The organism is Dactylosporangium sp. NPDC049525, assembly GCF_040676755.1.
Lineage (GTDB): Bacteria > Actinomycetota > Actinomycetes > Mycobacteriales > Micromonosporaceae > Dactylosporangium.
On sequence record NZ_JBFAPO010000083.1, the window covers coordinates 12,751 to 38,427 of the forward strand.

The 25,677-nt window shown below is 74.2% G+C and carries 24 protein-coding genes; 13 read left to right on the plus strand and 11 right to left on the minus strand.

All coding sequences use genetic code 11. The annotated features are described in order from the left end of the window. The first annotated feature begins 83 nt into the window (after positions 1 to 83). Both AB0K00_RS52595 and AB0K00_RS52600 read left to right on the plus strand, forming a co-directional pair. On the plus strand, positions 84 to 1,682 hold the full coding sequence (locus AB0K00_RS52595; protein ID WP_363538400.1) for an alkaline phosphatase D family protein: 1,599 nt from the start codon (positions 84 to 86) through the stop codon (positions 1,680 to 1,682). 57 nt (positions 1,683 to 1,739) lie between these two features. Further along, a complete protein-coding gene (locus AB0K00_RS52600; RefSeq protein WP_363538401.1) occupies positions 1,740 to 2,489 on the plus strand; it encodes a ceramidase domain-containing protein in 750 nt (249 codons plus the stop codon). On the opposite strand, the gene AB0K00_RS52605 is transcribed toward AB0K00_RS52600, so the two are convergent. From AB0K00_RS52605 to AB0K00_RS52615, 3 genes are all read right to left on the minus strand, one after another. Next, on the minus strand, positions 2,400 to 3,026 hold the full coding sequence (locus AB0K00_RS52605) for a CPBP family glutamic-type intramembrane protease (protein ID WP_363538402.1): 627 nt from the start codon (positions 3,024 to 3,026) through the stop codon (positions 2,400 to 2,402). The genes AB0K00_RS52600 and AB0K00_RS52605 overlap by 90 nt on opposite strands. Beyond that, complete coding sequence (locus AB0K00_RS52610; protein ID WP_363538403.1) at positions 3,026 to 3,487, minus strand: DUF4442 domain-containing protein; 462 nt, start codon at positions 3,485 to 3,487, stop codon at positions 3,026 to 3,028. Before AB0K00_RS52610 ends, AB0K00_RS52605 begins: the two co-directional genes overlap by 1 nt. A 96-nt stretch (positions 3,488 to 3,583) precedes the next feature. Then, on the minus strand, positions 3,584 to 4,177 hold the full coding sequence (locus AB0K00_RS52615; RefSeq protein ID WP_363538404.1) for a DUF4232 domain-containing protein: 594 nt from the start codon (positions 4,175 to 4,177) through the stop codon (positions 3,584 to 3,586). 343 nt (positions 4,178 to 4,520) lie between these two features. Here AB0K00_RS52615 and AB0K00_RS52620 point away from each other — a divergent pair, with 343 nt between their 5' ends. Further along, positions 4,521 to 5,504 (plus strand): helix-turn-helix domain-containing protein, encoded by a 984-nt coding sequence (locus AB0K00_RS52620; protein ID WP_363538405.1) that lies wholly within the window; start codon positions 4,521 to 4,523, stop codon positions 5,502 to 5,504. Between the two features lie 91 nt (positions 5,505 to 5,595). Here the strand turns inward: AB0K00_RS52620 and AB0K00_RS52625 are convergent, their stop codons facing one another. Then, positions 5,596 to 6,468, minus strand: coding sequence for a LysR family transcriptional regulator (locus tag AB0K00_RS52625; RefSeq protein WP_363538406.1), 873 nt, complete (start codon positions 6,466 to 6,468; stop codon positions 5,596 to 5,598). Positions 6,469 to 6,538: 70 nt separating this feature from the next. Here AB0K00_RS52625 and AB0K00_RS52630 point away from each other — a divergent pair, with 70 nt between their 5' ends. Then, complete coding sequence (locus AB0K00_RS52630) at positions 6,539 to 7,423, plus strand: NAD(P)H-binding protein (protein ID WP_363538407.1); 885 nt, start codon at positions 6,539 to 6,541, stop codon at positions 7,421 to 7,423. Here AB0K00_RS52630 and AB0K00_RS52635 read toward each other — a convergent pair. The 4 genes from AB0K00_RS52635 to AB0K00_RS52650 all read right to left on the minus strand — a co-directional run bounded on the left by AB0K00_RS52635 (position 7,401) and on the right by AB0K00_RS52650 (position 13,036). Beyond that, entirely contained in the window at positions 7,401 to 8,198 is a 798-nt protein-coding gene (locus AB0K00_RS52635; RefSeq protein WP_363538408.1) for a DUF1275 family protein, read from the minus strand. The two genes, AB0K00_RS52630 and AB0K00_RS52635, sit on opposite strands and share 23 nt — an antisense overlap. Positions 8,199 to 8,340: 142 nt before the next feature. After that, positions 8,341 to 9,207, minus strand: coding sequence for a hypothetical protein (locus AB0K00_RS52640; protein ID WP_363538409.1), 867 nt, complete (start codon positions 9,205 to 9,207; stop codon positions 8,341 to 8,343). After that, a complete protein-coding gene (locus AB0K00_RS52645) occupies positions 9,204 to 12,311 on the minus strand; it encodes a phosphatidylglycerol lysyltransferase domain-containing protein (protein WP_363538410.1) in 3,108 nt (1,035 codons plus the stop codon). The genes AB0K00_RS52640 and AB0K00_RS52645 overlap by 4 nt, the downstream gene beginning before the upstream one ends. Next, positions 12,308 to 13,036 carry a hypothetical protein gene (locus AB0K00_RS52650; protein ID WP_363538411.1) on the minus strand — a complete coding sequence of 243 codons (729 nt, stop codon included), beginning with the start codon at positions 13,034 to 13,036 and terminating at the stop codon, positions 12,308 to 12,310. The genes AB0K00_RS52645 and AB0K00_RS52650 overlap by 4 nt, the downstream gene beginning before the upstream one ends. Before the next feature lie 99 nt (positions 13,037 to 13,135). Between AB0K00_RS52650 and AB0K00_RS52655 the strand changes: the two genes are divergently transcribed. Continuing rightward, positions 13,136 to 13,495 carry a hypothetical protein gene (locus AB0K00_RS52655; RefSeq protein WP_363538412.1) on the plus strand — a complete coding sequence of 120 codons (360 nt, stop codon included), beginning with the start codon at positions 13,136 to 13,138 and terminating at the stop codon, positions 13,493 to 13,495. Positions 13,496 to 13,501: 6 nt separating this feature from the next. On the opposite strand, the gene AB0K00_RS52660 is transcribed toward AB0K00_RS52655, so the two are convergent. Both AB0K00_RS52660 and AB0K00_RS52665 read right to left on the minus strand, forming a co-directional pair. Beyond that, positions 13,502 to 14,578, minus strand: a complete 1,077-nt coding sequence (locus tag AB0K00_RS52660; RefSeq protein ID WP_363538413.1) for a HAMP domain-containing sensor histidine kinase — start codon at positions 14,576 to 14,578, stop codon at positions 13,502 to 13,504. Further along, on the minus strand, positions 14,575 to 15,237 hold the full coding sequence (locus tag AB0K00_RS52665; RefSeq protein ID WP_363538414.1) for a response regulator transcription factor: 663 nt from the start codon (positions 15,235 to 15,237) through the stop codon (positions 14,575 to 14,577). Before AB0K00_RS52665 ends, AB0K00_RS52660 begins: the two co-directional genes overlap by 4 nt. Before the next feature lie 123 nt (positions 15,238 to 15,360). On the opposite strand from AB0K00_RS52665, the gene AB0K00_RS52670 reads away from it, so the two are divergent. The 5 genes from AB0K00_RS52670 to AB0K00_RS52690 all read left to right on the plus strand — a co-directional run bounded on the left by AB0K00_RS52670 (position 15,361) and on the right by AB0K00_RS52690 (position 21,789). Beyond that, positions 15,361 to 16,833, plus strand: a complete 1,473-nt coding sequence (locus AB0K00_RS52670) for a hypothetical protein (RefSeq protein ID WP_363538415.1) — start codon at positions 15,361 to 15,363, stop codon at positions 16,831 to 16,833. 328 nt (positions 16,834 to 17,161) lie between these two features. After that, positions 17,162 to 19,132, plus strand: coding sequence for an AAA family ATPase (locus AB0K00_RS52675; RefSeq protein ID WP_363538416.1), 1,971 nt, complete (start codon positions 17,162 to 17,164; stop codon positions 19,130 to 19,132). Beyond that, complete coding sequence (locus AB0K00_RS52680) at positions 19,098 to 19,931, plus strand: LuxR C-terminal-related transcriptional regulator (protein ID WP_363538417.1); 834 nt, start codon at positions 19,098 to 19,100, stop codon at positions 19,929 to 19,931. Before AB0K00_RS52675 ends, AB0K00_RS52680 begins: the two co-directional genes overlap by 35 nt. Before the next feature lie 92 nt (positions 19,932 to 20,023). Continuing rightward, on the plus strand, positions 20,024 to 20,830 hold the full coding sequence (locus AB0K00_RS52685) for a class I SAM-dependent methyltransferase (RefSeq protein WP_363538418.1): 807 nt from the start codon (positions 20,024 to 20,026) through the stop codon (positions 20,828 to 20,830). Positions 20,831 to 20,832: 2 nt separating this feature from the next. Next, positions 20,833 to 21,789 (plus strand): carbon-nitrogen hydrolase family protein, encoded by a 957-nt coding sequence (locus AB0K00_RS52690; RefSeq protein ID WP_363538419.1) that lies wholly within the window; start codon positions 20,833 to 20,835, stop codon positions 21,787 to 21,789. On the opposite strand, the gene AB0K00_RS52695 is transcribed toward AB0K00_RS52690, so the two are convergent. Further along, positions 21,782 to 22,615, minus strand: a complete 834-nt coding sequence (locus AB0K00_RS52695) for an SAM-dependent methyltransferase (protein WP_363538420.1) — start codon at positions 22,613 to 22,615, stop codon at positions 21,782 to 21,784. The genes AB0K00_RS52690 and AB0K00_RS52695 overlap by 8 nt on opposite strands. Before the next feature lie 179 nt (positions 22,616 to 22,794). On the opposite strand from AB0K00_RS52695, the gene AB0K00_RS52700 reads away from it, so the two are divergent. The 3 genes from AB0K00_RS52700 to AB0K00_RS52710 all read left to right on the plus strand — a co-directional run bounded on the left by AB0K00_RS52700 (position 22,795) and on the right by AB0K00_RS52710 (position 24,140). Then, positions 22,795 to 23,400: a DUF2975 domain-containing protein gene (locus tag AB0K00_RS52700; protein WP_363538421.1), complete on the plus strand. Its 606-nt coding sequence runs from the start codon at positions 22,795 to 22,797 to the stop codon at positions 23,398 to 23,400. Beyond that, positions 23,400 to 23,636 carry a helix-turn-helix transcriptional regulator gene (locus AB0K00_RS52705; RefSeq protein ID WP_363538422.1) on the plus strand — a complete coding sequence of 79 codons (237 nt, stop codon included), beginning with the start codon at positions 23,400 to 23,402 and terminating at the stop codon, positions 23,634 to 23,636. The genes AB0K00_RS52700 and AB0K00_RS52705 overlap by 1 nt, the downstream gene beginning before the upstream one ends. A gap of 129 nt (positions 23,637 to 23,765) precedes the next feature. Further along, a complete protein-coding gene (locus tag AB0K00_RS52710) occupies positions 23,766 to 24,140 on the plus strand; it encodes a family 16 glycosylhydrolase (RefSeq protein ID WP_363538423.1) in 375 nt (124 codons plus the stop codon). Positions 24,141 to 25,677: the final 1,537 nt, after the last annotated feature.

Here is a 25,677-nt window from a genome sequence, read left to right on the forward strand (position 1 = left end):
GGCTGGTGTTCGCCTCGTGTTCCAGGAGCCGACGGGTGGGGGCCGCAGAGTGAGCCGACACCGGCTTCATTCTGGGAGGCTTCATGCTCACTCGACGTCACGTGCTCACCGCGTCGGCGGCGACGGCGGGCGCGATCGTGCTGCCGTTCACCGCCGCCGACCCGGCCGCCGCGCACACGGGTCACCTACCGGACCACGCGGGTCCGTTCGCGCTCGGGGTTGCCAGCGGGGACCCGCTTCCCGACGCGGTCATCCTGTGGACGCGCCTGCTGGGGGCCGGCGGGCCGCTGCCCGCGCGCCCGGTCAAGGTCGACTGGCAGGTCGCGCTCGACCGGCGGTTCCACAAGATCGTGCGGGACGGGCACACGGTCGCCGTGCCGCAACTCGGGCACTCCGTGCACGTCGACGCCCGTGGGCTGCGGCCCGGGCAGGAGTACTTCTACCGGTTCCGGGCGCTCGGGGAGCTGAGCCCGACCGGGCGGACCAAGACCGCGCCGGCGCCGTCGGCGGACCGGGGTGCGTTGCGGTTCGCGATCGTCAACTGCCAGGACTTCCAGAACGGGTACTGGCCCGCATACGCCGCGCTCGCCGCCGAGGACCTCGACGTGGTGCTGCACCTCGGCGACTACATCTACGAGTACGACCCGGACAGCGCGTACACCGATCGCCGGCACACCACGCCGGCCACCCTCGGCGTCGACCAGCTGCAGACGCTCGACGACTACCGGGCCCGGCACGCGCAGTACAAGGGTGACCCGCTGCTGCAGGCCGCGCACGCCGCGTTCCCGTGGATCGTGACGTGGGACGACCACGAGGTCGAGAACAACTACGCGACGCTGACCGACGAGGTCGACGACACCGGGGCGAAGCTGCAGACGCCGGACCGGTTCGCCCGGCAGCGCGCCGCGGCGTACCAGGCGTACTACGAGCACATGCCGATCCGGGCCGACCTCAAGCCGGGCAGCGCGGACCTGCGGATCTTCCGGCGGTTCGACTTCGGCCGGCTGGCCCGGGTCAACGTCCTGGACACCCGGCAGTACCGTACCGACCAGCCGGGTGGCTTCCCCGGCGACTTCGGGCTGCCGCAGGCCGGCACCGCCAACACGACCGGCACGCTCACCGGCGAGGACCAGGAACGCTGGCTCGCCCGGGGGCTGGACCACTCGCCGGCCCGGTGGAACGTCATCGCCCAGCAGGTCATGATGAGCCGGATCAAGTTCCCCAACCCGACCGGTGGCGTGCCGCCGATCGTGGCGAACCTCGACCAGTGGGACGGCTACGTCCCGCAGCGCGACCGCCTGCTCCGGCACCTCGTCGACGCGAAGGTCGCCAACCCGGTCGTGCTCGCCGGTGACATCCACTCGACCTGGCTCAGCGAGCTCAAGCTCGACTTCGACCGGCCCGAGCAGCCGTCGGTGGCGGTCGAGCTGACCGCGACGTCGATCAGTTCGGACTTCCCGATCGCGTTCGACGGGCCGCTCAAGGCGGTCAACCCGACGTTCAACCCGCACGTGAAGTACTTCGACGGGTCGAAGCGTGGCTACCTGCGGTGCGAGGTGACCCGGGGCGGCTGGCGCACCGACGCCCGCACCGTCGACACGATCGCGACCCGCACCGCGCCGGTCAGCACGACGGCGTCATACGTGATCGAGGCCGGCACCTCGGTCCTGCACCAGGCGTGACCACCGGCACGTGGGCGGGCCACCCGGGCCCGCCCACGTGACCGAGGAGGAGGATTGGTGTACGTCGACTCGTACTGTGAACGGACCGCGCCGGGCCTGTGGAACGAACCGGCCAACGCGGTGAGCAACCTGGCGTTCCTCGTCGCCGCCGCCGTGCTGATCGGGCTCATGGGCGCCGACCGGCGGGGCGCGCCGCGCAGCGTGTGGCTGCTGCCGGTGCTGCTCGCCGTCGTCGGGGTGTGCAGCCTGTCGTTCCACACCTTCGCGACGACGGCGACCGCCGCGCTGGACACGCTGTCGATCCTCGCGTTCATCCTGACCGCGGTGGTCGTGCTCGTGCACTGGATGTGGCGGGTCCGGTGGCGGTGGGCGTGGCCGGCCGCACCGGCGTACCTCGTGGCGGCGGTCGGCGTGAACGCTGCCCTGCTGTTCGCCGGTGGGGAACGGGCCACCGTCGGCGGCTACCTGCCGGCGCTGCTGGGCCTCGTCGGTTTCGGCGTCGCGATCCGGTACACGGCACCGCCGGCCGCGGCGGGGGCTGGGCGGCGGCTGCTGCTGGCCGGTGCGATCTTCGCGGTCTCGCTCACGCTGCGGACCCTGGACGGCCCGTTGTGCGGCGGGTTTCACCTCGGTACCCATTTCCTCTGGCACGTGCTCAACGCGACGGTGCTGTTCCTGGTCGGGCTCGCGGTGCTGCGCCGCTGGCAGGACCTCGGGTCAGGCACCGTGGTAGAAGGAGTTGCCGAGGCCGACGGTGAAGATGAGCAGCCCGTAGGCGGCGTGCTCGACCGAGACGACGAACAGTGAGCGGGTCCGCTGGTAGCGGCGGGCGAACAGCCAGCCGCCGGCGAGGGTCAGCACCACCGCGATGACATTGCCGAAGATGATGTGCGCGAAGCCGAACGCGGCCGCGCCGGCCAGGGCCGCCCAGCGCGGATCGGGGAAGAGCGGCGCGTAGCGGTACAGCTGGAACGCGCGGAACAACAGCTCCTGCGGGTACACCGAGACCAGGGGATAGAACACGACGATCGCGGCCCACAGCAGCGGCCGTTCGCGGGGCAGCTCGAACAGCCGGTCCGGGGTGAGCCACGCGATAAGGCCGGTCATCACGGCGGCGGTGACGCACCAGACCGCGAGGGCCGGCCGCCACTCGTCCCGCAGCGCCGCGGGCCGCCACAGGTCACGCCGGTCGAAGCCGTCCTGCCGGCGCAGGTACACCGCGGCGGCGACCGCGAGCACCACCAGGACCGGGATGGGGCCGCCCGGCGGCGACGCCAGGGCGTATCCGGCGACGAGGACGAAGAACAGCAGGGTGAACTCGGCGGCGAGCCACGCCCGGCGCATCAGGCGGCCGGCCGGCGGACGCTCCAGTCGAAACTGCCCTGGCACACCACGCCGCCCGCGTCGTCGACGACCTCCGTGGTCGTGGTGATGCGGGCGCGGGTCGACACGCCGATGAACACATCCGCGAGGGCCTCCCGGGCGTCGGGGTCGAGCCGGCAGGTGGCGACCAGGTGCCCGCGGGCCGGCGCCAGGAACCGCAGCGTCGCCGCCGCGCCGAGAGGGACGACCCCGTGGAACGCGTCGTCGGTGGGCGCCGCGGAGATGATCGCGGCGAGGCCGGCCGCGTCGACGAGGGTGACGAGGCCGCTGGAGTGCAGCGAGCCGATCACGTTCGCGAGGGCGGGCGGTGCCGTCACCGCGACGACGCCGAGACCGTTGACGGCGCGTACGACCTCGAGTCCCACGGTGCGGTGCGCCGGGATCGGGTCCAGCAGCGAACGGGCCAACGCGGTGGCGTCCATCCCACCGAGGCTGGGTCATCAAGGTGACCGCCGGCCCACAACCTCACCACGCGCCGATGGCCGCCGGTTGAGGTCACGGTGCGGGGTGGCTGTCGGCTACTGACCGGCTACGGGGGTGGTCCACGGGCTGACGGCGAGCTTGCCGGTGTTGCCGGGGTCGACCATGAGGGTGAGCGTGTGCCGCGGCTGCCCCTTGGCGGGCGCGACGCTGAGGTAGGCGCCCTTGGCGACCGTGGCCGCGTCAGTGGTGAGGTTGCGCCAGACCAGCACGGCCACGGCGGTGCCGCCGGGCGGGACGTCGACGCGGCGCGGCGGGACGTCGTAGCGTTCGATCGTCGCCACGTTCGAGGTGCCGTCGAGGACCGCCACGTCCAGGACGCTGCGGTCGGCGCCGAGGACGTCGACGGCGGGGTAGCCGTTGACGGTGTAGGTGGCGGTGCCGCAGTTCCGCAGGGTCAGGCCGACGGCACGCAGGCCCATCGCCGCGTCGACCTCCCCGACGGACAGGGCCACACCCGGCGCGAGGCACGCCGGCGTCGGCACGACGGCGTCCGACGGCGAGGGGGCCGGGGTCGTCGTCGCGAACGACACGTCGGGCCGGGCCGCGGCGGGGCCGGTCGGGTGGGCCGGTGTGGTGCCGCACCCGGCGACGACGGTCACCGCGATGAGGGTCAGCCATCGTGCCTTCACCCGTCGATCATGCCGTACCGCCGCCACGCCCGCTGCCCGCGGCGGCCCGGCCCCGGCGGCGCCCGGTGCCCGCGGACGGCACGCGTCGACAACGACGTGGCGCGGGTGGACAACAACCCGGTGCGCCGCGCCTCGCAGACTTACCGGCGTCGGGACGACGGGGAACGACGCGACGAGCCGACGGGGGACGTGGTTGCGGGGCCGGTGGCGCCGCCCTGCCACCACGGGCCGGCACCCGTTCCGGGTCACGCTCCCCGTCCCTAGGACTTGATCGATCGGCCAGTGCCGCATGTACTGTGCGGGACCGATCGCCGTCCGACGGGTACCCCCGGGGTGTTGCCGCATGCTCATCACACACACCGTGGACGTGACCGAGCTGCCGGCGGCGGAGCGGTTCGACTTCTGGGCGGACCTGGTGGCCCGGGAGGCCGCGCCGCAGCGGATCTCCAGCGCGCACGCGGGCGCCTTCAACGGGTGGGCGCAGATCACGGAGCTCGGGCAGCTGCGGCTCACCTCGTTCCGCTACCCGTCGCTGGACACCTCCCGCACGTCGCGGCTGATCCGGCAATCGGACCCGGAGCTGTACCAGCTGGCGCTGCCGACGTCGGGGCGCAGCGCGATCGCCCAGCAGGACCGCGAGTCGGCGCTGCGGCCCGCGGACTTCACGCTGCTGGACACGTCCCGCCCGCACGAGGCGTCGCACCACCCCGTCGCGTCCGGGTCGGCGGCGCCGGAGCTCGCGAGCTCCGTCACGGTGCTCATCCCGCACGCGCTGCTGCCGGTGCCGCGGGACCAGGTGGGCCGGCTGCTGGCCGCGCGGCTGCCGTCGGGCGAGGGCATGGGTGCGCTGCTCGCCGGGTTCCTGCTGCAGATCGCCCGCCATCCCGGGCAGTACCAGCCCTCGGACGCCGCGTTTCTGGGGTCGACGGCGCTCAGTCTGATCGCCGCGACGATCGCGCAGCAGCTCGACGTCGAGCGGGCCCTGCCCGCGCAGGTGCAGCGCGACGCGCTGCGGGCCCGCGTCACGGCGTTCGTCGACGCCCACCTCGGCGACGCGGACCTGGACCCGCGCACGGTCGCGGCGGCGCACCACGTGTCGGTGCGGACGTTGCACCGCCTGTTCCAGGACGAGCAGACCTCCGTCGCGGAGCTGATCCGCGCCCGGCGCCTCGAACGGTGCCGGCAGGACCTCACCAACCCGCTGTACCGCGGCACCCCGATCCACGCCGTCGCGGCCCGCTGGGGACTGCGGGACAAGGCCCACTTCAGCCGGCTGTTCTCGGCGACGTTCGGGCGGTCGCCGCAGGCCTACCGCGACGGCACCTGACCCTCGCTCAGGGCAGTCCCCAGGTCGACGTTCGCACCGCCGAAGCGCACGTCAATGGGGTTGCGTGCGCAGGTCGATCGGCACCCGGCGACTACGGCGTCGCCGCGACGCTCAGGGCGGCGTGGACGAACGCGGCGACGGCAGGGGAGTGCGAGTCCTGCGGCCACGCCACCACCAGGGTGCTCGGCGTCAGGTCGCCGACCGGGCGATAGGCGATCTCGGGCCGGGGGTGACGCCTGGCGACGGACGCCGGCGGGAACCACACGACGCTGCCCAGCTCGATCAGGTTGAAGATCTGCGCGAGGTCCAGCTGCGGCGTCCCGGCGGGTGCCGGCCGGCGGCGCGCGGGGCGGTCGTCGCCGCGGTCGGCGGGTGCGCCGTCGGGCAGGACCCGGCCTTTCAGGTCGGCCAGGCACAGCCGGGGCTGCGCGGCGAGGGGGTCGCCGGCGGCGAGTGCGACCAGGCGCGGCTCCGTCAGCAGGGTTTCCACGTCCAGGCCGCGGTCGTCGTACGGGGACTGCAGCAGCGCCACGTCTGCCCGGCCCTCACGCAGTGCCGGCACCTGCTCACCCCGCCCGCCCAGCAGCACCTCGACCGGCAGCGCAGCCCCCTGCAGCTGGTACGCGGTGAGGATCCGCGGCAGCATCCCCGCGTCGTAGTCGGCCTTGAGCGCGACCCGCAGCCCCGGTGCGGGACTCCCGGCGTGCCGGGCCCGCGCCGCGGCGGCGGCGACGGCGTCGAGGGCGGTCCGGGCGTCACGGAGGAAGACCTCCCCGACCGGGGTCAGCGCGACGTGGCGGGTGGTGCGCTCCAGCAGCGGCACGCCGAGGCGTCGCTCCAGATCCCGGATCGCCCGTGACAGCGGCGGCTGCGCCATGCCGAGGCGGTCGGCGGCGCGCCCGAAGTGCAGCTCCTCGGCGACGGCCACGAAGTACCGCAGCTGCCGCACCTCCAGGTCACTCATATCACCAGGGTATCAATCCTGCCCGGATCGGTCCTTCAGGTCCGGCGCCGCGCCGCGTTGACTCGGCACCATGATCGTTGTCACGACGCCCACGGGCGGCATCGGCCGCCAGGTCCTCACCCATCTCCTCGACCACGACGCGCCGGTCCGGGTGATCGTCCGGGACCCCGCCCGCCTCCCCGGCGGGGTCCGCGAACGGGTCGAGGTCGTGCCCGGCTCGCACGGCGACCCCGACGTCGTCATGGACGCGTTCGAGGGCGCCGCCGCCGTGTTCTGGGTCGTGCCGCCGAACCTCACCGCGGCGAGCGCCGAGGACGCCTACGCCGGCTTCACCGGGCCCGCGTGCGACGCCGTCCGCCAGCGGGGCGTCACCCACGTGGTCGGGGTCTCGGCGCTGGGCCGCGGGACCCCGCAGGCGCACCGCGCCGGCCTCGTTACCGCGTCCCTCGCCATGGACGACCTGATCGCCGGCACCGGCGCGCACTACCGGGCCCTGGCGCTGCCGTCGTTCATGGACAACCTGCTCCGCCAGGCCGCGACGATCCGCGACCGGGGCGTGTTCACCTCCCCGGTCTCCGGCGACCGCACCGCCCCGACGTGCGCGACCCGCGACATCGCCGCCGTCGCCGCCGGGCTGCTGCTGGACCGGTCGTGGACCGGCACCGGCAGCGTCGCCGTGCTCGGCCCGCAGGACCTGTCGTTTCACGCGCAGGCGCGGATCATGTCCGAGGTGCTGGGCCGGCCCGTCCGCTTCCAGCAGACCCCGCCCGGGGAGTTCAAGGCCGCGTTCACCGCCCGCGGCGCGTCCGACGCGATGGCGCAGGCGATGCTCGACATGATGCTGGCCAAGGACGACGGCCTCGACAACGCCGAGCCGCGCACACGGGCGTCCACCACCCCGACGAGCTTCCGCCAGTGGTGCGAGGAGGTGCTCAGGCCCGCGGTCCTGAGTTGAACCGCGCCCCGGCGACGAGCGCGGTGGCGACGGCGGCGGCGACCAGCGCGGCCGCGAGGGTCGGCGCCCACAGCGGCGCGACCCGCAGGACGCCGGCGCCGGCCGCGGCGCCGCACAGCAGCGCGCCGAGCCGGGCGGCGCCGCCGGTGCCGGTGACGGCGTGCGGCCCGGTGATGGCATGGCGGACCATGCTGGTCAGGGTGCCGGTGAGGTAGGTCGTCGACGCGCCGGCGACGCCTGAGCCGAGGGTGACGGCGCTCTGCACACCCATCGCCGCCGCGGCGGCGCAGAGCAGCAGCAGGGTGGCGGCGTGCCCGGGCCGCGCGCCGGTGGCCTGCCACCCCACGGCGACACCGGCCAGCAGCGCCGTCTCGCCGGCCGCGACCATGGTGGTGCGCCGCCACCACCCTGCGGCGGCGGGTTGGCGTGGCTCGGTGGTCTGGTGGTGCGGTCCGGCGGCAGGCTGGTGCGGTCCGGCGACGGGGTGGTGCGGCTCGGTGGTCTGGGCGCGCGGCTTGGTGGTCTGGGAGCGCAGTCCGGTGGTGCCGGCCGCGACTCCGGCGGCGTAACTGGCGACCGCGACCGCCGCACCGGCGGCCGCCCAGCCGTCGGCCGTGGCGGCGGCGCGGCCGAGCTGGACCAGGTTGCCGGTGACGACACTGGCGAACACGCCGCCGAGCCGGCTCACACACACCGCGTCGAGGCAACCCGCCGCGGCGGCCAGGGCGAGCAGCAGCCACCGCACCGTCCGCTCGGACAGCGCGACGCCGGTCACCGCGCCGCAGCCGCAGCCGCAGCCGCAGCCACAGCCACGGCGGTGGCGCCGGTCGCCGGCCGGCGGGTCGGGGCGGTGGCGCCGGTTGCTGGCACGCGGCGGGTCGGGGCGGTGGCGCCTGGCGCCGGGCCGGGGAGGCCGGTCACCGGGCCGTGGACGGGGCGGTGGCCGGGGCGGTGGCGGCGGCGTTCGCGGGGGCGTGCGCGAGGACGGCCGCGGCGGCGACGGTGGCGGCGACCGCGGTGACCGCGACGGCGCCCCAGCCGGGCCGCACCGAGTCGCCGAGCAGCACGACACCGACCCCGGACGGCACGAGCACCTCGACGATCCACAGCAGGGCGGTCACCGGGCCGACCTGACCGTGTTCGAGGGCGTGGGCGTACAGCAGCGTCCCCGTGACACCGAAACCTGCCAGGGCCCAGACGAGGGGTTCGGCGGCGAGCGCGGCCGGGTTCTGCCACGGGCTCGCCGGCAGGGTGACCGCGCGGGCGCACAGTGCGGCACCGCCGAACGCCAGCCCGGCGAGGGTTCCGGTCACGCCCCCGTTGACGTCCGGCGGGCACCACCGGGCCGCGGCCCACCCGGCGACCGCGACCGGCACCGCGGCCGCCGCCAGCCAGAACCGGGTCGCGGCGCCGGGTTCCGCCGCGTCCTGCGGGCCGGCCGCGGCCGCGAGGAGCGCGAGGGCGGCGATGGTGACGGCGACCGCGGCCACGTCCACCGCCCGCAGCCGGGCCGCGAGGGCGAACCGGGCCACCACGACCGTGACCGCGAGGGAACCGGCGAGCACCGCCTGCACCTGGTACACCGGCAGGGTCCGCAGCGCGGCGAGCGACGCCAGCCAGGCGAGGAGGTCCAGGCCGACCCCGCCGAGGTAGACGGGGTCCCGCAGGGTCTGCAGCATCCCCGGGTCGCGGCGGGCGCCGGCGGCCTGCAGCACCGACGCGATCCCGTAGCCGACCGCGCCGGCGGCGGCGAACGCGAGCGCGACGGCCGGCGCCAGGCTCACGACTGCGACTCCGCCGAGTCCGGCTCCGCTGCCGATGCCGCCGAAGCCGCCGACGAGTCCGGCGCTTCCGGCGGCCGGTCCGGGTGGCCGAGGAGGCGGCCGATGACGGGCAGTTCGGCGACCCCTTCCGCGTCGGCGACGGCGAGGCCCTGCACGGGGGCGTTGCTCAGGCCGCTGAGCACGAGGTACCGCGGCCGCCACAACGGGCGGTACTTCTCGTTGTACCGCCACAGCGACTCGATCTGCATCGAGTCGGAGAACCGGTGCAGCAGCCGGCGTTGCAGGTCGCTGAGCCGCCCGCCGCCGCGTTCGCCGGCGAGCACCTGGCGCATGACCGCGAAGTTGAGCCCGAGGCCCCACGCGCCCCACGCCCGCAGCTGCTGGATCGTCTCCACGATGATGAAGTCGGTGAGCCCGTTGGGCAGGTCCTCCGCGGTGCCGCGGCGCATCACGTCCAGGGACCAGCCGGAGATGTCGGCAGCCGGGATCCAGTGGCAGAAGCCGCCGGGGCGGCCGTCCGGCCCGTGCGCCACGGCCAGGAGCAGCCCGGTGTCGCGCGGGTCGAACAGCCGCGACAGCGTCATCGAGAAGCCGCGTTCGACCTCGCCGCGGCGGCTCTGCGTCATCAGCGCCCGCAGCTGCCCGACGAGGTCGTCGGGCAGCGCCGCCGGGTCGTAGAACCGCACTGTGTACCCGGCGCGCTGCACCCGGTTCCAGGCGCCGCGCAGCCCCTTCATCGCCCGCCCGTCGAGGGTGAAGGTGCCGCAGTCGACGATCGCCTCGTCGCCGAGGTACACCGGGCGCAGCCCCGAGGCCCGGTAGACCGGCAGCCAGCCGGCGCCGGCCCCGACGACGCTGACCGGCCAGCCGTGCGCGTCGGCGAACGCGGTGAACTCCGCCCACGCCGCGGCCCACTGCTCGGGCGGGCCGATCGGGTCGGGGGAGACCAGGCACACGCCGTCGCGCACGGCGTAGGCGACGACGCAGTCGCCGGTGAAGAACCACGACTTGTCCTCGCGCAGCGCGAAGTACGCCAAGGTGTCACCGCCGTGCTCCGCCACGATCCGCCGGGCCCGGTCGAGGTCCGCGAGGTGCTCCGCCGGGCTCGGCGGCCGGTGCAGCCGGGGACGCACCAGCAGCCAGCCGATCAGCAGCAGCAGGCTGAGCCCGGCCGCGTACAGGGCCGGCGCCAGCAGCGGCATCGTGGACGGCAGCGGCGTCACCCGGTCCCCGATGAGCCGCCCGGCGACCGCGCGGGCCGTCTGCCCGGTGACCCCGCGTTCGCCGGCGACGAGCACCAGGACCGTCGACACCGCGGCGACCAGCAGCCCGCCGCCGAGCAGCGCCACCGTGGCCAGGCGGATCTGCCGGCTGTCGGGCCGGGTCGGGAACGCCGCCCGGTGCCACAGCAGCCACCCGGCGACGGCGGCGGCGAGCAGCGCCTCCTCGACGTCAATGCCTTTGAGCACGTGCAGGACCGCGGTCGCGGCCAGCAGCAGCACCGTGACCGTCCACGCGAGCCGCCGGCCGCGGCGCAGCCCCCAGGCGAGCAGCAGCAGTGCCGTGGCGGCGAACACGACCGTGGCCGCGGCCGCCTGCGGTACCTCCACCGGCAGCGCACCCAGCAGCGCCGCGAGCCGGCCCCGCAGCGGTGTCGTCAGCGCCGACGCCAGGCTGAGCACGGCGACGGCGGCGACGGCCCACGCGGCGACGCGGCGGACCCGTTCGTCACGGATCCGCCGTTGCAGGCCGGTCTCCAGCAGCGGCCACCCGGCCTCCCCCGGGAGGGTCCCGACCACGCCGGGGGTGTCCGGCACGGCCGTGGGCCGGCGGCGGGCGGCGAACCGTTCGAGGCGGGTCTCCTCACCGGCCGCGGACTCGCCGACGACGAGCTGGACCCGGACGTCCCTGGTGTCCCGGTCGGCGTCGAGCTCCACCCAGGAGCGCCGCAGCACCGCGGTGAACACCGGCGGCAGGAACCACCGGGCCGGTCCGGCCTCCACGCACCGGGTGCCGCAGCCGCTGTTGGCGTAGAACCCGCCGGGCACCGCCGCCAGCTCCGGCTGGTGCGTGTGACCGGTGACGAACCCGGCGAGGCCGTCGGCGCACAGCGACGCGGCGACGGCCCGGGGCGTGCCGTTGAGGTGCATGCCGCGGGGGCCGAGCCGGCTGCTGGCCATCGCGGTGTACACGGCCCGCGCGATCAGGACCGCGATCATCACCAGCAGCGCCGCCTCGACGAGCAGCCCTACCGCCGCGAGGGCCGTCCAGTGCGGCAGCCAGCGCAGCCTGCCGGAGCCCGACAGCAGGTGGACGAGCTCGGGAATCCGCAGCAGCGCCGCGACCAGCAGCGGCAGCAGCAGCCACCACGCGTGTACGCCGAGGCGGCGGTACACGAGCCGGGACGCGACGAACTGGCCGACGGCGTTGGGGTCGGCGAGCGCGGCCACGTCGGCGAGCATGGGGCTGCGGCGCACCTCCGGCAGGACCTCCTGCACGATGTGCTGCCCCAGCGGCGAGTCCAGGGGGTTGCGCGGGTCGCGCAGCGCGTTCGCCGGGTCGTACGCGTGGCCGTGCTCGCACCGCACCACCCGCCGTCCCGCCGGGGTGTCCAGTTCCAGGTCCACTGACAGCGTGCACCTGGCGCCGATGCGCTCCTCGAAGGTACCGGCGGACACCCCGTCCCACGCGACCGGCGCGTCGTGGTTGCCGACGACCACCACGACGTGCCGGCCGGGTGCCGCGGAGAACGCCCGCAGCGCCCCGGTCAGGTCCGGGTGGGCGTCGAGGGCGGCCTCGACGGTGCCGCCGGGTTCGCCCCACAGCTCGACGACGTCGCCGTTGAGCACGACCGCGCCCGGCCCGTCCCACCGGGCGAGGCGGGCGACCAGGTCGCGCTCGAGACGCGCGGACGCCGCGGTGGCGCGGGAGCCGAGGTGCAGGTCCCCGCAGACGAGGACACGCGCGCCGAGGGGCAGCGGCACGGCGATCCGGTCCGGCACCGCGTCCTCGTCCTCGGGCACCTCGTCCTCGGGCACCTCGTCCTCGGGTGCGGCGTCCTCGGGTGCGGCGGGATCGGGTGCGGTGGGATCGGGTGCGGTCACGCGGGCAGGGTCAGGCAGGCGGCCCGGGCACCGGCGTCACCGGCGTCGGACGGTCCGGTCTTCGTCGGCATCGCGTGGATGACCAGCGACCGCGGAGCCGGCGAGAACGTCCACGGGTGGGTGGCCACCGACGATCCCCGGCCGTCGGCGCGGGTGGTGACGTCGAGCCAGACCTCGTTCTGCGGGTTCGCGTACGACGGGTTCGCCGGCGGCGGCGACACCTGCGCCGACGCCGATCCCGCTGCCGGCGACGCACCGGCCGACGCCGGCCCGGCCGCCGGCGGGGACACCGGCCCGAGCGCCGGCGACGCCCCGGCCGGCGATGCCGACGCCGGAGCGGGTGCGGCGGCATGCGGGGACGGCGCGGACGGCGGGACCGGGGGATGCTTGTGCTGGTAGTGCGGCCCCGCGTCCGCGCCGGTCGCGCCGCACGGGTTCGTGTGCAGGTGGACGCCGTAACCGCGGTTCGGCAGCAGGCCGGCGACGGTGAACCAGACCCGGCTGTCCGAGGACGTCTGGGTGATGCTCACCGTGGCGACCGCCCCCACCGGGACCAGAGCGGGGTCGTAGGTGACCGCGGCCGCGCCGGGCGAGTACGCGGCGAACGTGCCGGTCGCGGACGTCACCCGGGGGGACGGCGCCGGCTCGGCGCCGCCGGCGGACCGGGTGCACCCACCCGCAAGGGCGACGGACACGAGCAGCAGGAGCTTGGTGACGCGGTGCATGAGCCCAGCGTGGTCCCGCCCGCGGCCCGCCGGGGCGCGGCTGCGCGCGCATCACCCCTTTTTCGGCCCCCGGGCGGTGCCGGCACTACGCTGCGACGCATGGACACCGCGTGGACCCCGTCGGACGTGTGGCTGCTGCGGTCGATCTCCGGCCAGGACGCCGCGACCGGTTCGACGCTGCGCGGGGTGATCGCCGTCGCCGACTACCTGGACCATTCGATCCCGAACGAGTCGGAGTTCACCGGCGCCCTCGACCGGCTGTGCGCCGCCGGTCTCGCCGCGTATGACGTGACCGCGGACCGGTACTGGCTCACCCCCGCAGGTCACTCGTCGGCGGCGCACCGGGGCACGTTCAGCGCCGCGACCGCCGCCCTGCCGCCGCCCCCGCCGGTCCCGTCCCCGCTGACCCTGCCGCCGGGGGCGTATGCCGCCGCCGTCGCGGAATACCTGCACGGCTGACGCCCGTCACCCGAGCTCGACCGGCAGGCGCACCTCCACCCGCAACCCGCCGCCCTCCTGCGCGGTCGCGGTCACCGTGCCGGCGTGCGCCTGGGTGATCGAGCGGACGATGGCGAGGCCGAGCCCCGCGCCGCCGCTGTGGTCGATCCGGTCCGCGGCGAGCCGCTTGAACGGCTCGAACAGCTCCGCGACCGCGTGCGCCGGCACCTGCTGCCCGGTGTTGACGACGGTGAGCTCCGCGTCGTCGCCGACCCGCACGTGCACGGTCCCACCCCGGTGGTTGTACTTGATCGCGTTCTGGACCAGGTTCGTGACGAGCCGTTCGAGGAGCACCTCCTCGCCGCGGACCGTGCACGGCCGCAGCTGCGACGTGAGCCGCACCCCGGCCGCCGCGGCCCGCGCGCCGTGCGCGGCGACGACCCCGGCGGCGATGTCGTCGAGGCGCTGCGGCAGGCGCACCGCGAGACCCTGATCGGCCTCGCTGAGCACCAGCAGCCCGTCGACGAGCCGTTCGTTGCGTTCGTTGGTCTGCAGCAGCTGCGCCGTCAACAACGTGAACTGCTCGTCGGTCAGCGGCTGCCCCATGCCGACCTCGATCAGGGTGCGCTGCACCGCCAGGGGCGTGCGAAGCTCGTGGGAGGCGTTGGCGGCGAAGCGCCGCTGCCCCTCGTAACCGGCGACGATGCGGTCCATCATGTCGTCGACCGCGATGCACAGCGCCGCGAACTCGTCGCGCCGGGTGCCGCCGGCCCGGATCCGGTGCCCGAGGTTCTGCGGGCCGAGCTGCGCGATGACCGGCACCAGGTCCCGCAGCGGGCGCAGCACCCACGTGGTCACCCGCGGCGCCGCGAACCGCAGCAGCACGACTGCCGAGAGGAGCGCGAAGCCGTACGGCAGCAGCCACCACGCCTGCTCCCGCGCCGCGCCGCACAACGACAGCTGCGGGTCGCAGAACAACGCGAGGAACCGGAACGTCGTCGGCGTGAACGTGTACGTGTCCGCGGCATACCGCACCGCGTACCCGACGGCCAGGGCACCGGCGACGAGCAGCAGGATCCGCCGCCGCGGCGTGCGCAGGTTCACTCGGCCCCGATCCGGTAGCCGGCCCGCGGCACCGTCTGGATGACCGGCGGGTCACCGAGCTTGCGGCGCAACGTCATCACCGTCACCTTCACCACGTGCGAGAACGGGTCCGCGTGCTCGTCCCACGCCTGTTCGAGCAGTTCCTCGGTGCTGACCACCTGCCCGCCGGCGCGCAGCAGCACGTGCAGCACCGCGAACTCCTTCGGCGTGAGCCCGAGGACCCGCCCGTCGCGCACCGCGGTGTGCCGGCCGACGTCCAGCACCAGGCCGTCGTGTTCGAGCACCGGCTGTACCGCCGGCGTGGACCGCCGCCCGAGCGCGTGGATGCGGGCCACGAGCTCGGCGAACGCGAACGGTTTCGTCAGGTAGTCGTCGGCGCCGAGGCCGAGCCCCTCGACCCGGTCCCGGATCCCGCCGGCTGCGGTCAGCAGCAGCACCCGCGTGGTGCTCCGGGTGCTCAGCATCCACCGGCACACCTCGTCGCCGGTGCGCCCCGGCATGTCCCGGTCCAGCACCGCGACGTCGTACCGGTTGACACCGAGCCGCTCCACGGCGCCGTCACCGTCGTAGCAGACGTCGACCGCCATCGCCTGACGGCGCAGCCCGGCCGCGATGGTGTCGGCCATGAGCCGTTCGTCGTCGGCCACGAGCACCCGCATGCCATCCCCTCCGCGTGTTTCCCTGCCACCTTGCCCCGCACCAGCATGCCAGCCGCCAGGTAAGGGCTCGGTCAAACGATCGCTGACGGTGCCCGTACCACATCCTCGGCACACTCCGTCGGCATGATCAGTCCCTGGAAGCGCGCCGACCGCACCGTCCTCGCAGGGCTGGTGGCGCTCGCCGTCATCGTGTTCGGCGTCGCCGTGCGGCTGCGGCTGCCGGGCCTGCCGATGGGCGACGAACCGCACTACCTCGCCCTCGCCCAGGCGATCGTCAAATACCACACGTTCGACCCCACGCCGGTCTACGAGCACCGCGACTACTGGTCCTACTACCCGGCGGACATCGACGCGCACGTCGCCGTCGTCGACGGCCGGCCCGTGCCGTTCCACAACGTCGGCGCGCCGCTCCTGTTCGCGCTGCCGTTCCTGGTGTGGGGGCGGGGCGGCGCGCACCTGGTGATGCTGGTCGCGGCGGTGCTGACCGTCGTCAACGTCTACCGCCTGCAGCGTGAGCACGGCATCCGCACCCCCTATGCCGGGTTCGTGACGGTGCTGTTCGTGCTGGGTTCGCCGGTGTACGTGTACGCCTCCATGCTGTTCGTCGAGCCTCTCGGCATGCTGGCGCTCGTGTACGCCGCGCGGGTGCTGCTGTCTTCTTCTGGGTCTGCTGCGTCTTCTGCTTCTCTTGGGCGGCTGGTGCTTGCGTCTGCGGGGATTGGTTACCTGCCTTGGATCCATGGCCGGTACGCGGTTTTCCCGGTGACGTTCGCGGTCCTGGTACTGGTGTGCCTGCGCGGCCGTCGGGTGCTGGTTGCGGCGCTGGTGCCGGCTGCGGTCCTCGCGATCGGGTTGGAGATGTTCAACGTCGTCATGTACCGGTCGGTGAGCCCCGCGCCCGGCAGCACCGACGCGCTCGGTGAGGGGCTGCTGCGGCAGTCGCCGCTGCGGGGGTTGCTCTACCTTGCCTTCGACGGCCGCTTCGGGATGCTGTCGAACTTCCCTGTTCTGGTCCTCGCGGGCGCCGGGATCCTGCTGTGCGCGACCGGTGCCCACCGCTCCCACCGCCGGATCAACGTTGTGCTGCTTGGTACGGCCGTGCCGTATGCGGTGCTCATTGCCACCTACCCGAACTGGCCGGGCGGCTTCTCCCCGCCGGGACGGCTGCTGTCGGTGACGGTTCCGCTGCTGGCGTACTACGTCGCGGTGCTCCTGCAACGGCTGCCGTCGTGGCCGCTGCTGGTCGCTGCTGAGCTTGGCGCGGCCTATGCGTACACGATGTCGCTGGTGTCCGACGTGCACCCGCTCGAACGGTTCCATTGGCTTGCCGATCCGGGTAATACGCCCCTTGCCCGCACGGCCGAACTGCTCGGCACGTCCGTGGACCTGTTGCCGCCGCTGGTGACGGCCGGCAACGGCATCGACGCCGCGGCAGGGGTACGGTTCACGCTGTGGGGGTTGGCTACCGTGGGGGTCACGGTGCTGCTGTGGTGGGCGGCCCGCCGCGCGGAGACGGTCGGCGCTGGTGCCGCTGGTGCCGCTGAGGCTGTGACGGATGCCGACCGTGGTGTTGTTACGGTAAGCTACGGACGGTAACTCCATCGGAGATCAATTAGGTGCACTGGGGTAAGGTGCCAGTAAAGCGGCCGGCGCACCACCGGATCACTCGTTCGATCTCATTGCCGTGACGTTCCGCGGTCCCGGCATTGCCCATCCCGTCATCGGTTGCCGGCGCGGCACCGGGTGCGGCGTGCGGTTCATCGGGCGCAGGTGCGCGGTAGCGGGTGTAGGCGCGCCGACAGCAGGTGCAGGCGCGCGACAGTGGTTGCTCGGCAGCGGGCGGGTGCGGGGCGCGCCGACAGTGGGTGCGGGCGCGCGGCAGCGGGTGCGCGTAACAGGTGCTGATGCGCGGTACCGTCGCGCTGTGACGGACCTGCTCGAACGCGATCCGCTGCTCGACGAGCTCGCCGGCGCCCTCGACGCGGCGGCGACGGCGGGTCGTGTCATGCTCGTGGCAGGCGAGGCGGGCATCGGCAAGTCGGCGCTCGTGCGGCGGTTCAGCGAGTGGCACGCCACCCGGGCCCGGTTCCTGTTCGGTGCCTGCGACCCGCTGCTCACCCCGCGGGCCCTCGGCCCGCTGCACGACGTCGGCCGACGCACCGGCGGTGCCCTCGCCGGGCTGCTCGCCGCCGGCGGCCCGCGGGAGCAGCTGTTCGCGGCGCTGCTGGACGAGCTGGAGCGCAGCGACCGCACGCCGGTCGTCGTCGTTGAGGACGCCCACTGGGCCGACGAGGCGACCCTGGACCTGCTCGTGTTCCTCGGCCGGCGGATCGCCCAGACGAAGGCACTGCTCGTCGTCACCTACCGCGACGACGAACTCCCCATCGACCATCCACTGAGGACGGTCGTCGGGCTGCTGCCGGCGCAGGCGGTGCGCCGGGTCCATCTCGAGCCGCTGTCGGAGGGGGCGGTGGCCGAGCTGGCCCGGCGAGCGGGGCGGCCCGCGGCTGGGTTGCGGGCGCTGACCGGTGGGAACCCGCTGCTGGTCACCGAGGTCCTGGCCGCGGGAACCGCCGGGGTGCCGTTGACCGTCCGTGACCTAGCCGTCGCGCGCTTCGCGGCGTTGCCGCCGGACGCCCGCGACGTCGTGCGGCTCGTCGCGGTCGTGCCGACGACGGCCGAGTTGTGGTTGCTGGACGGTGCGTCGCCGGCTGCGGTCGAGGCCGCGATGGCGGCGGGGCTGCTCGTCGCGGGGGAGGACACGGTCGGGTTCCGGCACGAGCTGCTGCGCCGCGCGGTCGAGGATTCGCTGTCCGCCATGGCCCGGCGCGATCTCAACCGGCGGATTCTGCGGGTCCTCGCCGGCGCCGGTGGGTCTGGGATTGACGTGGCCCGGCTGGTTCATCATGCGCGGGAGGCCGGTGACACCGCGGCCGTCCTGCGGTACGCGCCGGAGGCGGCGCGGCAGGCGGCCGCGGTCGCCGCCCACCGGGAGGCCGTCGAACACTACCGGGCCGTGTTGCCGCTCGCCGGCGGCATCCCGGACCGCGCCGAACTGCTCGAGGGGTACTCCGCAGAGTGTTACCTCTCGGGGCTGTCCGCCGAGGCCGTCGCCGCCGGGCGCGAGGCCCTCGCACTGCGGGAGGCCGCCGGCGACCTGGAGCAACTCGGCGACGGGCTGCGTCGGCTGTCCCGCCTGTACTGGTGGGACGGCAACCGCCCCGAAGCGGAGGCGGCCGCCGCCCGAGCGGTCACCGTCCTGCAATCCGCCCAGGCGAACGAGTCCGCAACAGCGAACGAGTCCGCAACAGCGAACGAGTCCACAGCGAACGAGTCCGCAACAGCGAAGCAGTCCGCAACGGCGGAACGCAAGCTGGCGATGGCGTACAGCAACCAGGCCCAGCTTGACATGCTCGCCAACCGTCTCGAGGCTGCCACCGCCTGGGCCGGCCGCGCCATCGACCTCGCCCGGCGCCTCGACGACCGGGAGACGCTCAGCCACGCGTTGACCAACATCGGCTCCACCAAGATTCTCCGCGGTGACTCCGGCGGGCGGGCCGACCTCGACGAGGCCTTCGACCTCGCCGTCGCCGCCGGCCTCGAGGACGACGCCGCCCGGGCCCTGTGCAACCTCGCCACGATCGGCGCGGAGATGCGCGACCACCGGCACGCCCGCGGCGACCTGGACCGTGCGCTGGTGTTCGTGCAGGCCCACGAGCTCGCCGGGTACGCGCAGCACATCCTCGGCCACCGCGCCCGGATCCCGGCTCGAAGAGGGCGACTGGCCCGGTGCGGAGCACGACGCCCGCGCCGCGCTCGCCGAACGCGTCGCCGGCGGTGCCAGGTTCGTCGACGCGCTCGTGCCGCTCGGGCTGCTCCAGGCCCGCCGGGGTGACCCTGCCGCGGCCGCGACGCTGCGGGAGGCGGCGGAGCGGGGGTACGCCACCGTCGAACTGCAATGGACCGCGCAGGTCGCGGCGGCCCGCGCCGAGCACGCCTGGCTGCGCGGCGCCGACCACGAGATCGCCGGCGAGGCGGCCGCGCAGTACGAGCTCGCGGTCCGGGCCGCGCACCCGTGGTTCACCGGTGAGCTGGCGTTCTGGTTGTGGCAGGCGGGCGCGCTGAGCGGTGTGCCGGCGGTGGTGGCCGAGCCGTACCGGCTGCTGCTGACCGGTGACTGGCGAGCCGCGGCGGGTGCGTGGCGGGCGCTGCGCTGCCCGTACCAGGAAGCCCTCGCGCTCGCATCCGGCGACAGCGACGACGCCGGGCTCGCCGCCCTCGCGCTGCTGGACGGTCTCGGCGCGCGGCAGGCCGCCCAGCGGGTCCGGCGCAGGCTGCGCGCCGGTGGCAACTCGCGGATCCCGCGCGGGCCGATCCGCGCCACCGCCGCGAACCCGGCGGGGCTCACCGCGCGGCAGGTCGAGGTCCTCGGGCTGCTCGCCGAGGGGCTGACCGACGCCGAGATCGCCGCGCGGCTCTCGTTGTCGGTGAGAACCGTCGGGCATCACGTCTCCGCACTCCTGGCAAAGCTCGCCACCGGCTCACGCCACCAGGCCGTAGCGGCGGCCCACCGGCTCGGACTCGTGCCCGGCAACAACGAGAAGCCCGGCAACGACAAGAAGCCCGGCAAAGTTGGAGGGCCCGGCAAAGAGGGGCAGCCGGGCAAAGATGGGGAGCCCGGCGGCCACAACTAGGGAGCGATCCCGATCCGGGCACCCCTGCCCGCGTCCTACCTTTTCGCTGACCGGCCCGCACCGCAGCGGGCCGCACGAGCGGAAGGACCATCATGGACACCGTCACTGTCAAGCAGCGCCAGCAGGCCGCCTGGGCCGCCGGCGACTACGCGGCCGTCGGCACGCGGCTGCTGCTCACCGCCGAACTGCTGTGCGAGGCCGTCGACCTGCGCGCCGGCGAGCGCGTCCTGGACGTCGCGTGCGGCAACGGCAACGCGAGCCTGGCCGCCGCCCGCCGGTTCTGTCAGGTCGTCGGCGTCGACTATGTACCGGCGCTGCTGGAACGCGCCCGACGCCGGGCCGACGCCGAAGGGCTCGACGCGACCTTCCAGGAGGGTGACGCCGAGGCGCTGCCGTTCCCCGACGCGTCCTTCGACGCGGTCCTGTCCACGTGCGGCGCGATGTTCGCCCCCGACCAGGAGCAGACGGCGGCGGAGCTGCTGCGGGTCTGCCGCCCCGGCGGGCGGATCGGCATGGTCAACTGGACCCCGGACAGCTACGTCGCGGAGCTGTTCCGGGCCATCGGCAGGCAGGTGCCGCCGCCGGCCGGGCTGCGGCCGCCGGCGCAGTGGGGCGACGAGGGGCGGCTGCGGGAGCTGTTCGGCCCGGCCGTCGGGATCACCGCGCCGCGGCGGGAGTTCCTGTGGCGGTACCCGTCCGCCGCGCACCAGGCGGAGTTCTTCGCCACTTTCTACGGCCCCGTCACCAGGACCCTCGCGGCCCTGGACGAGGAGCGCGCCGCCGCGTTGAAGGCCGAGATGGTCGAGATCGCCGAGCGGTACAACGTCGCCGGCGACGGCACCCTTGTGCTGCGGATGGACTACCTGGAGGCCGTCATCCGCAAGCCCGCGGACCGGTAGCGGTGGCCACGGTGCGGGTGGCGGCCGTCCAGGCCGCCCCGGTCTTCCTGGATCTCGCCGCCAGCCTCGACAAGGCGGAGACGCTGATCGGGGCGGCGGCGGCCGGCGGCGCGCGGCTGGTCGTCTTTCCCGAGGCGTTCCTGCCCGCGTGGCCCGCCTGGGTCGACGAGGTGCTGCCCGGTGAGGACCGGGCGTGGCATCTGCGGCTGCTGGAGCAGTCGGTGGTCGTGCCGGGACCGGTGACCGACCGGCTCGGCGCGGCCGCCCGCGATGCCGGCGTCCACCTCGTGATGGGGGTCAACGAACGTGAGGAGCACGGCGGGACCGTGTACAACACGATCGTGTACCTCGACGATGAGGGCACCCTGCTCGGCCGGCACCGCAAGCTCGTCCCGACCCACGCGGAGCGCCTGGTGTGGGGGATGGGCGACGGCTCCGACCTGCAGGTGCATCAGACGGCGCTCGGCCGGGTCGGCGGGTTGATCTGCTGGGAGAACTTCATGCCGTTGGCCCGGTTCGCGGTGTACGCCCAGGGCGTCGACATCTGGGTCGCGCCGACACTTGCCACGCACGAGCCGTGGGTGGCGAGCCTGCGCCACATCGCCCGGGAGGGCGCCTGTCATGTCATCGGGGTGGCACCGGCGGCGCGGTTCAGCGACGTACCCGAGGACGTCCCCGACCGCGAGCGGCTGTGGCGGGGCGCCGAGCCGCACGGCGACTGGATGCTGGGCGGGTACTCCGCGATCGTCGACCCGGCGGGGACGGTCCTGGCGGGCCCGTTGATCCGCGAGGAGGGCATCCTGTACGCCGACCTCGACCTCGACGACGGCCGGGCCCGCCGGCGGCTGTTCGACCCGGCCGGGCACTACAACCGTCCCGACGTGTTCCGGCTCGTCGTCGACGACCGGCCCAAACCGCACGTGGTGTCCCTCAGCGGGACCGCCGACGGGTCTACTTGACGGCGACCGCGCCGTACATGGAGACCTCGGCCGGTGACGCGTGCTCGGTGGTCGCCGGGCGCCACTCGCTGATCGGCACGATGCCCGGCTCGACGAGCTGCAGGCCGTCGAAGAACCGGCCGAACGTGGCGCTGTCCCGCGGCCACGCGTCGACGAGGCCCTTGGCGAGCATCTGCTCGTACATGGCGCCGACGTGCGGCGGGACGAAGTCCTTCGTCGAGTTCGTCGCGACGAGGTAGCTGCCGGCGGGCACGGCGGCGAGGAGGTCGCCGACCACCTTGCGGGCGTGCTCGTCGTCGCGGATGAAGTGCAGCACCGCGTACAGCAGGATCGCCACCGGCTCGCGCAGGTCGAGGGTCGCGGCCAGCTCGGGCGCGCCGAGGATCGCGGCGGGGTCGTTGAGGTCGGCGTCGATGTAGTTGGTGGCGCCCTCCGGCGAGCCGATCATGAGCGCCCGGGCGTGCGCGAGGACCATCGGGTCGTTGTCGACGTAGGCGACCCGGGACTGCGGCGCGATCGCCTGCGCGACCTCGTGGGTGTTGTCGGGCGCGGGCAGGCCGGTGCCGATGTCGAGGAACTGCCGGATCCCGGCCTCGCGGACCAGGTAGCGGATCGTGCGGTTGTGGAAGGCGCGGCCCTCCTGCGCGGCGATGCGGATCGCGGGATACGCCCCGGCGATCCGGTCGCCGGAGTCCCGGTCGACCTGGAAGTGATCCTTGCCGCCGAGCCAGTAGTTCCAGCGGCGGGCGGGGGACACGATGTTGGCGTCCAGCCGCGGGTCCGGCTGCGGGTGGTCCTGGTGGTGGCTCAAGTCGCTCGTCGGCACGGGTGGAGCCTCCCGGCAAGTCAAGATCCAGGTGGGGACGGCGCACTGCCGCGTGTCGACGCAGCGACGCTCATCGTAGCGGCCGACGTCACCGGGTGTCCGTCCCTGACCGGACCGCTTGACAGCCCACCGGTCCTTATCGATTATCGGTATATCGAAAATCGATAAGGGAGGCTCGGATGCGGTGGATACTGACGCGCTGGCGCCGTCGCGACTATCTGACGGAGCTGCAGTCGCTGCTGTACGCGGCGCTCGGCGTGAGTGCCGTGGTGGCGGTGATCAACGTGTGGGCGATGGTGACCCGGGAGCCGATCACCGTCGCGGTCGGCGCCGGCGTGACGGTCCGGCCGGACGCCGTGACCGGCCTGCTGCCCGGCGTACGGCTCGACCCCGGCAGCGACGTGCAGGTCCTCGTCGACCATCCGAGCGCGGGACAGGTCGCCTGGCACGCCGCGCAGAGCTTGCCGTGGTTCGTGCTCGCCGTGTTCACCCTGGTCATGCTGCTGCTCGTGGTCCGCGCCGCCCGCCGCGGCGACCCGTTCGCCGCCGCCAACGTGCGGCGGCTGCGGCTGGTCGGCTGGGTCCTGTTCCTCGGCAGCCTCCTGGCCTTCTACGCCGAGCTGTGGGCGGGCCTGGCGCTGTCCACCACGGTCGTCGCCGACCCGCCGAACACCGGCGCCGACGTGCCGCTGGTGTGGTGCTTCTGCGGCTTCGGCTTCCTCGCCCTCGCCGAGATCATCAACCGGGGGCGGGCGCTGCAGGCCGAGCTCGCGGAGGTCATCTGATGCCACCGGCCGACGACCACCGGGTCGAGGTGCACATCGACCGGCTGCTCGCCGAGCGCGGCATGACACTCACCGACCTGGCCGTGAAGGTGGGCATCACCCTGGCCAACCTGTCGGTGCTGAAGAACGGCCACGCCCGGGCGATCCGCTTCAGCACCCTCACCGCCCTGTGCGAGGCCCTGGACTGCCAGCCGGGGGACCTGTTCACCGTCCCGCCCGACCGCCAAAGGAAATGATAAGCCCGGCTGTACGGTGCCCTTGAGGTGCGGCGATTGACCTTAAAAGCGCTCTCTCCATAGCGTGAACTCGATCAATCCCGGACCCCTTGGGAGCACCTGTGAGCACGCCGGCCCGGACGCGTCGAAGTGGAAGCACGACGTCGGCGGCGACGACATCGGCACCAACCGTGGCCGGCCAGCGGCGAGATCGACATCATGGAGAACGTCGGCAAGGAACCGGGCACCGTCCACGGCACCCTGCACGGCCCCGGCTACTCCGGCGGCAACCCGCTCACCGGCAGTACCACCCTGTCCGGCGGCCGCGCACTCGCCGACGATTTCCACACCTTCGCCGTCTTCGCGTACACCACCGGCAGCACGACCCCGCCCACCGCCGGCAACCGGATCACCGGCATCGGCGACAAGTGGGTCTACGTCCAGTCGTCCAACCTCGCCAACGGCACCCCGCTGCAACTGTGGGACTGCGCCGCCAGCACCAACCAGCGGTGGACCTTCGCCTGACGTTTCCGCGGCCTGTTGTGGGTGCGGGGGTGGTCACGGGGAGTCATCGCGCTGGACGTGGCGGCGTGCGGCCTCGAGAATGGTGAGGTAGCGCCTACCGGGGGGAGGCGGCACGTGCCACGACCGTATTTCTCTTTGGACGCACCGGATTCCGGGTCTTCTGCATCGCCCGGTTCGATCGATTGGGATGCGCGGTTCGCGGCGTCGCAGGCCGAGTGGTCGCGTCGGCGTGAGGAGCGTTCGCGGGTGCGGGCGGAGTTCGCTGCGGCTCGCGCGCACGGGCTGGCGGCCCGCCACGCGACGAAGCTGACCCGGCTGCGAAATGCCCGGCTGCTGGCAGAGCTGGACGCACCGGCACCGGTGCCTGTGTCCGCGGCGGTGCCTGTGTCTGCGGCGGCGCCTGCACCTGTGTCTGTTCCTGCGCCCGCGTCTGTGGCGGCGCCCGTGACCGCGTCCGTGGCGGTGCCTGCGTCTGCGCCGAGTCGTCGGGCGGTCGAGGCTCGTCCCGTGTCGGGTGGTCCGGCGGTTGCGGCTGCGGCACCTGCGCCGCAACGTCCAGCGACCGATGCGCGTCCTGTGCCGCGCCGACCGGTCGACACCGCCACAGGCTCCGCGCCGCGCGCCCCAGCGAAATCCGCGTCCCTCACGCCGCAACACGCCGCACGCCCCACGTCGCAAAGCCCGGCGATGGCCGCCTCAGCACCCACGCCGGCGAGTCGGGCTGATGTCGTTCATCCCGCGCCGCAGCGCCCCACGGTCGAAGCGTGCCCAGGGTCGAGCAGCCGAGCCGATGCAACCTCGGGATCGGTGCCGCACAGCCGAGCGGACGACGCCTCGGCTGCCGGTGCCGCTCTGCCCGCGCACCGATCCGCAACCACCGAACCGGTCCGGCGCAGCCACATCAGAGACCCAGCCGTGCCAGCATCCTCTGCACCAGGCAGCACCACCCGGACCAGGATCCGCCGTCCCCGCATCCTGGCGGCCACGCAGGCTCAGGCTCCACCCTCGGTGCTGAGAGCGTGCCGGTCGCACCTGGGCTCCGCGCCCGGCCGCACCTCGACACCGGCACCGGCAGGTGGCGCGGTCGGAAGTGTCCAGATGATGCGCAGGACCGGTCTTCCACTGCTCCGCGGGCCTCCCACGCAGCGCGCCCGGGACCTGTCGCGCTGACGCAGGCCGTCCGCTCTGACCCAGGCCGCACCGCGCTGGTCCGTGCCCGCCGTGGACGTGACTCGTGCCGCGCTGCGCTGACCCGCGCCGTCTCGTCCCGCGCCGCGCCGCGCCGCGCCGCGCCCGCGCCCGTGCCGCCCCAGCCGGTGCCCGCCTCGCGTCCGCGCCGCAACGCCCCGCGCCCGTGCCGCCCCGTGTCCGTGCCCGTCCCGCATCCGCGCAGTACCGCCCCGCGCTCGTGCCCGTCCCGCGTCCGCGCAGGTCCACCCTGTGCCCGTGCCGCCTCACGCCGCCCCCGTGCCGTCCTGCGTCCCGGCAGTTCCGACGACAGAACTGGCCCCTCAAGCGTACTCACCGGTGCACCCGG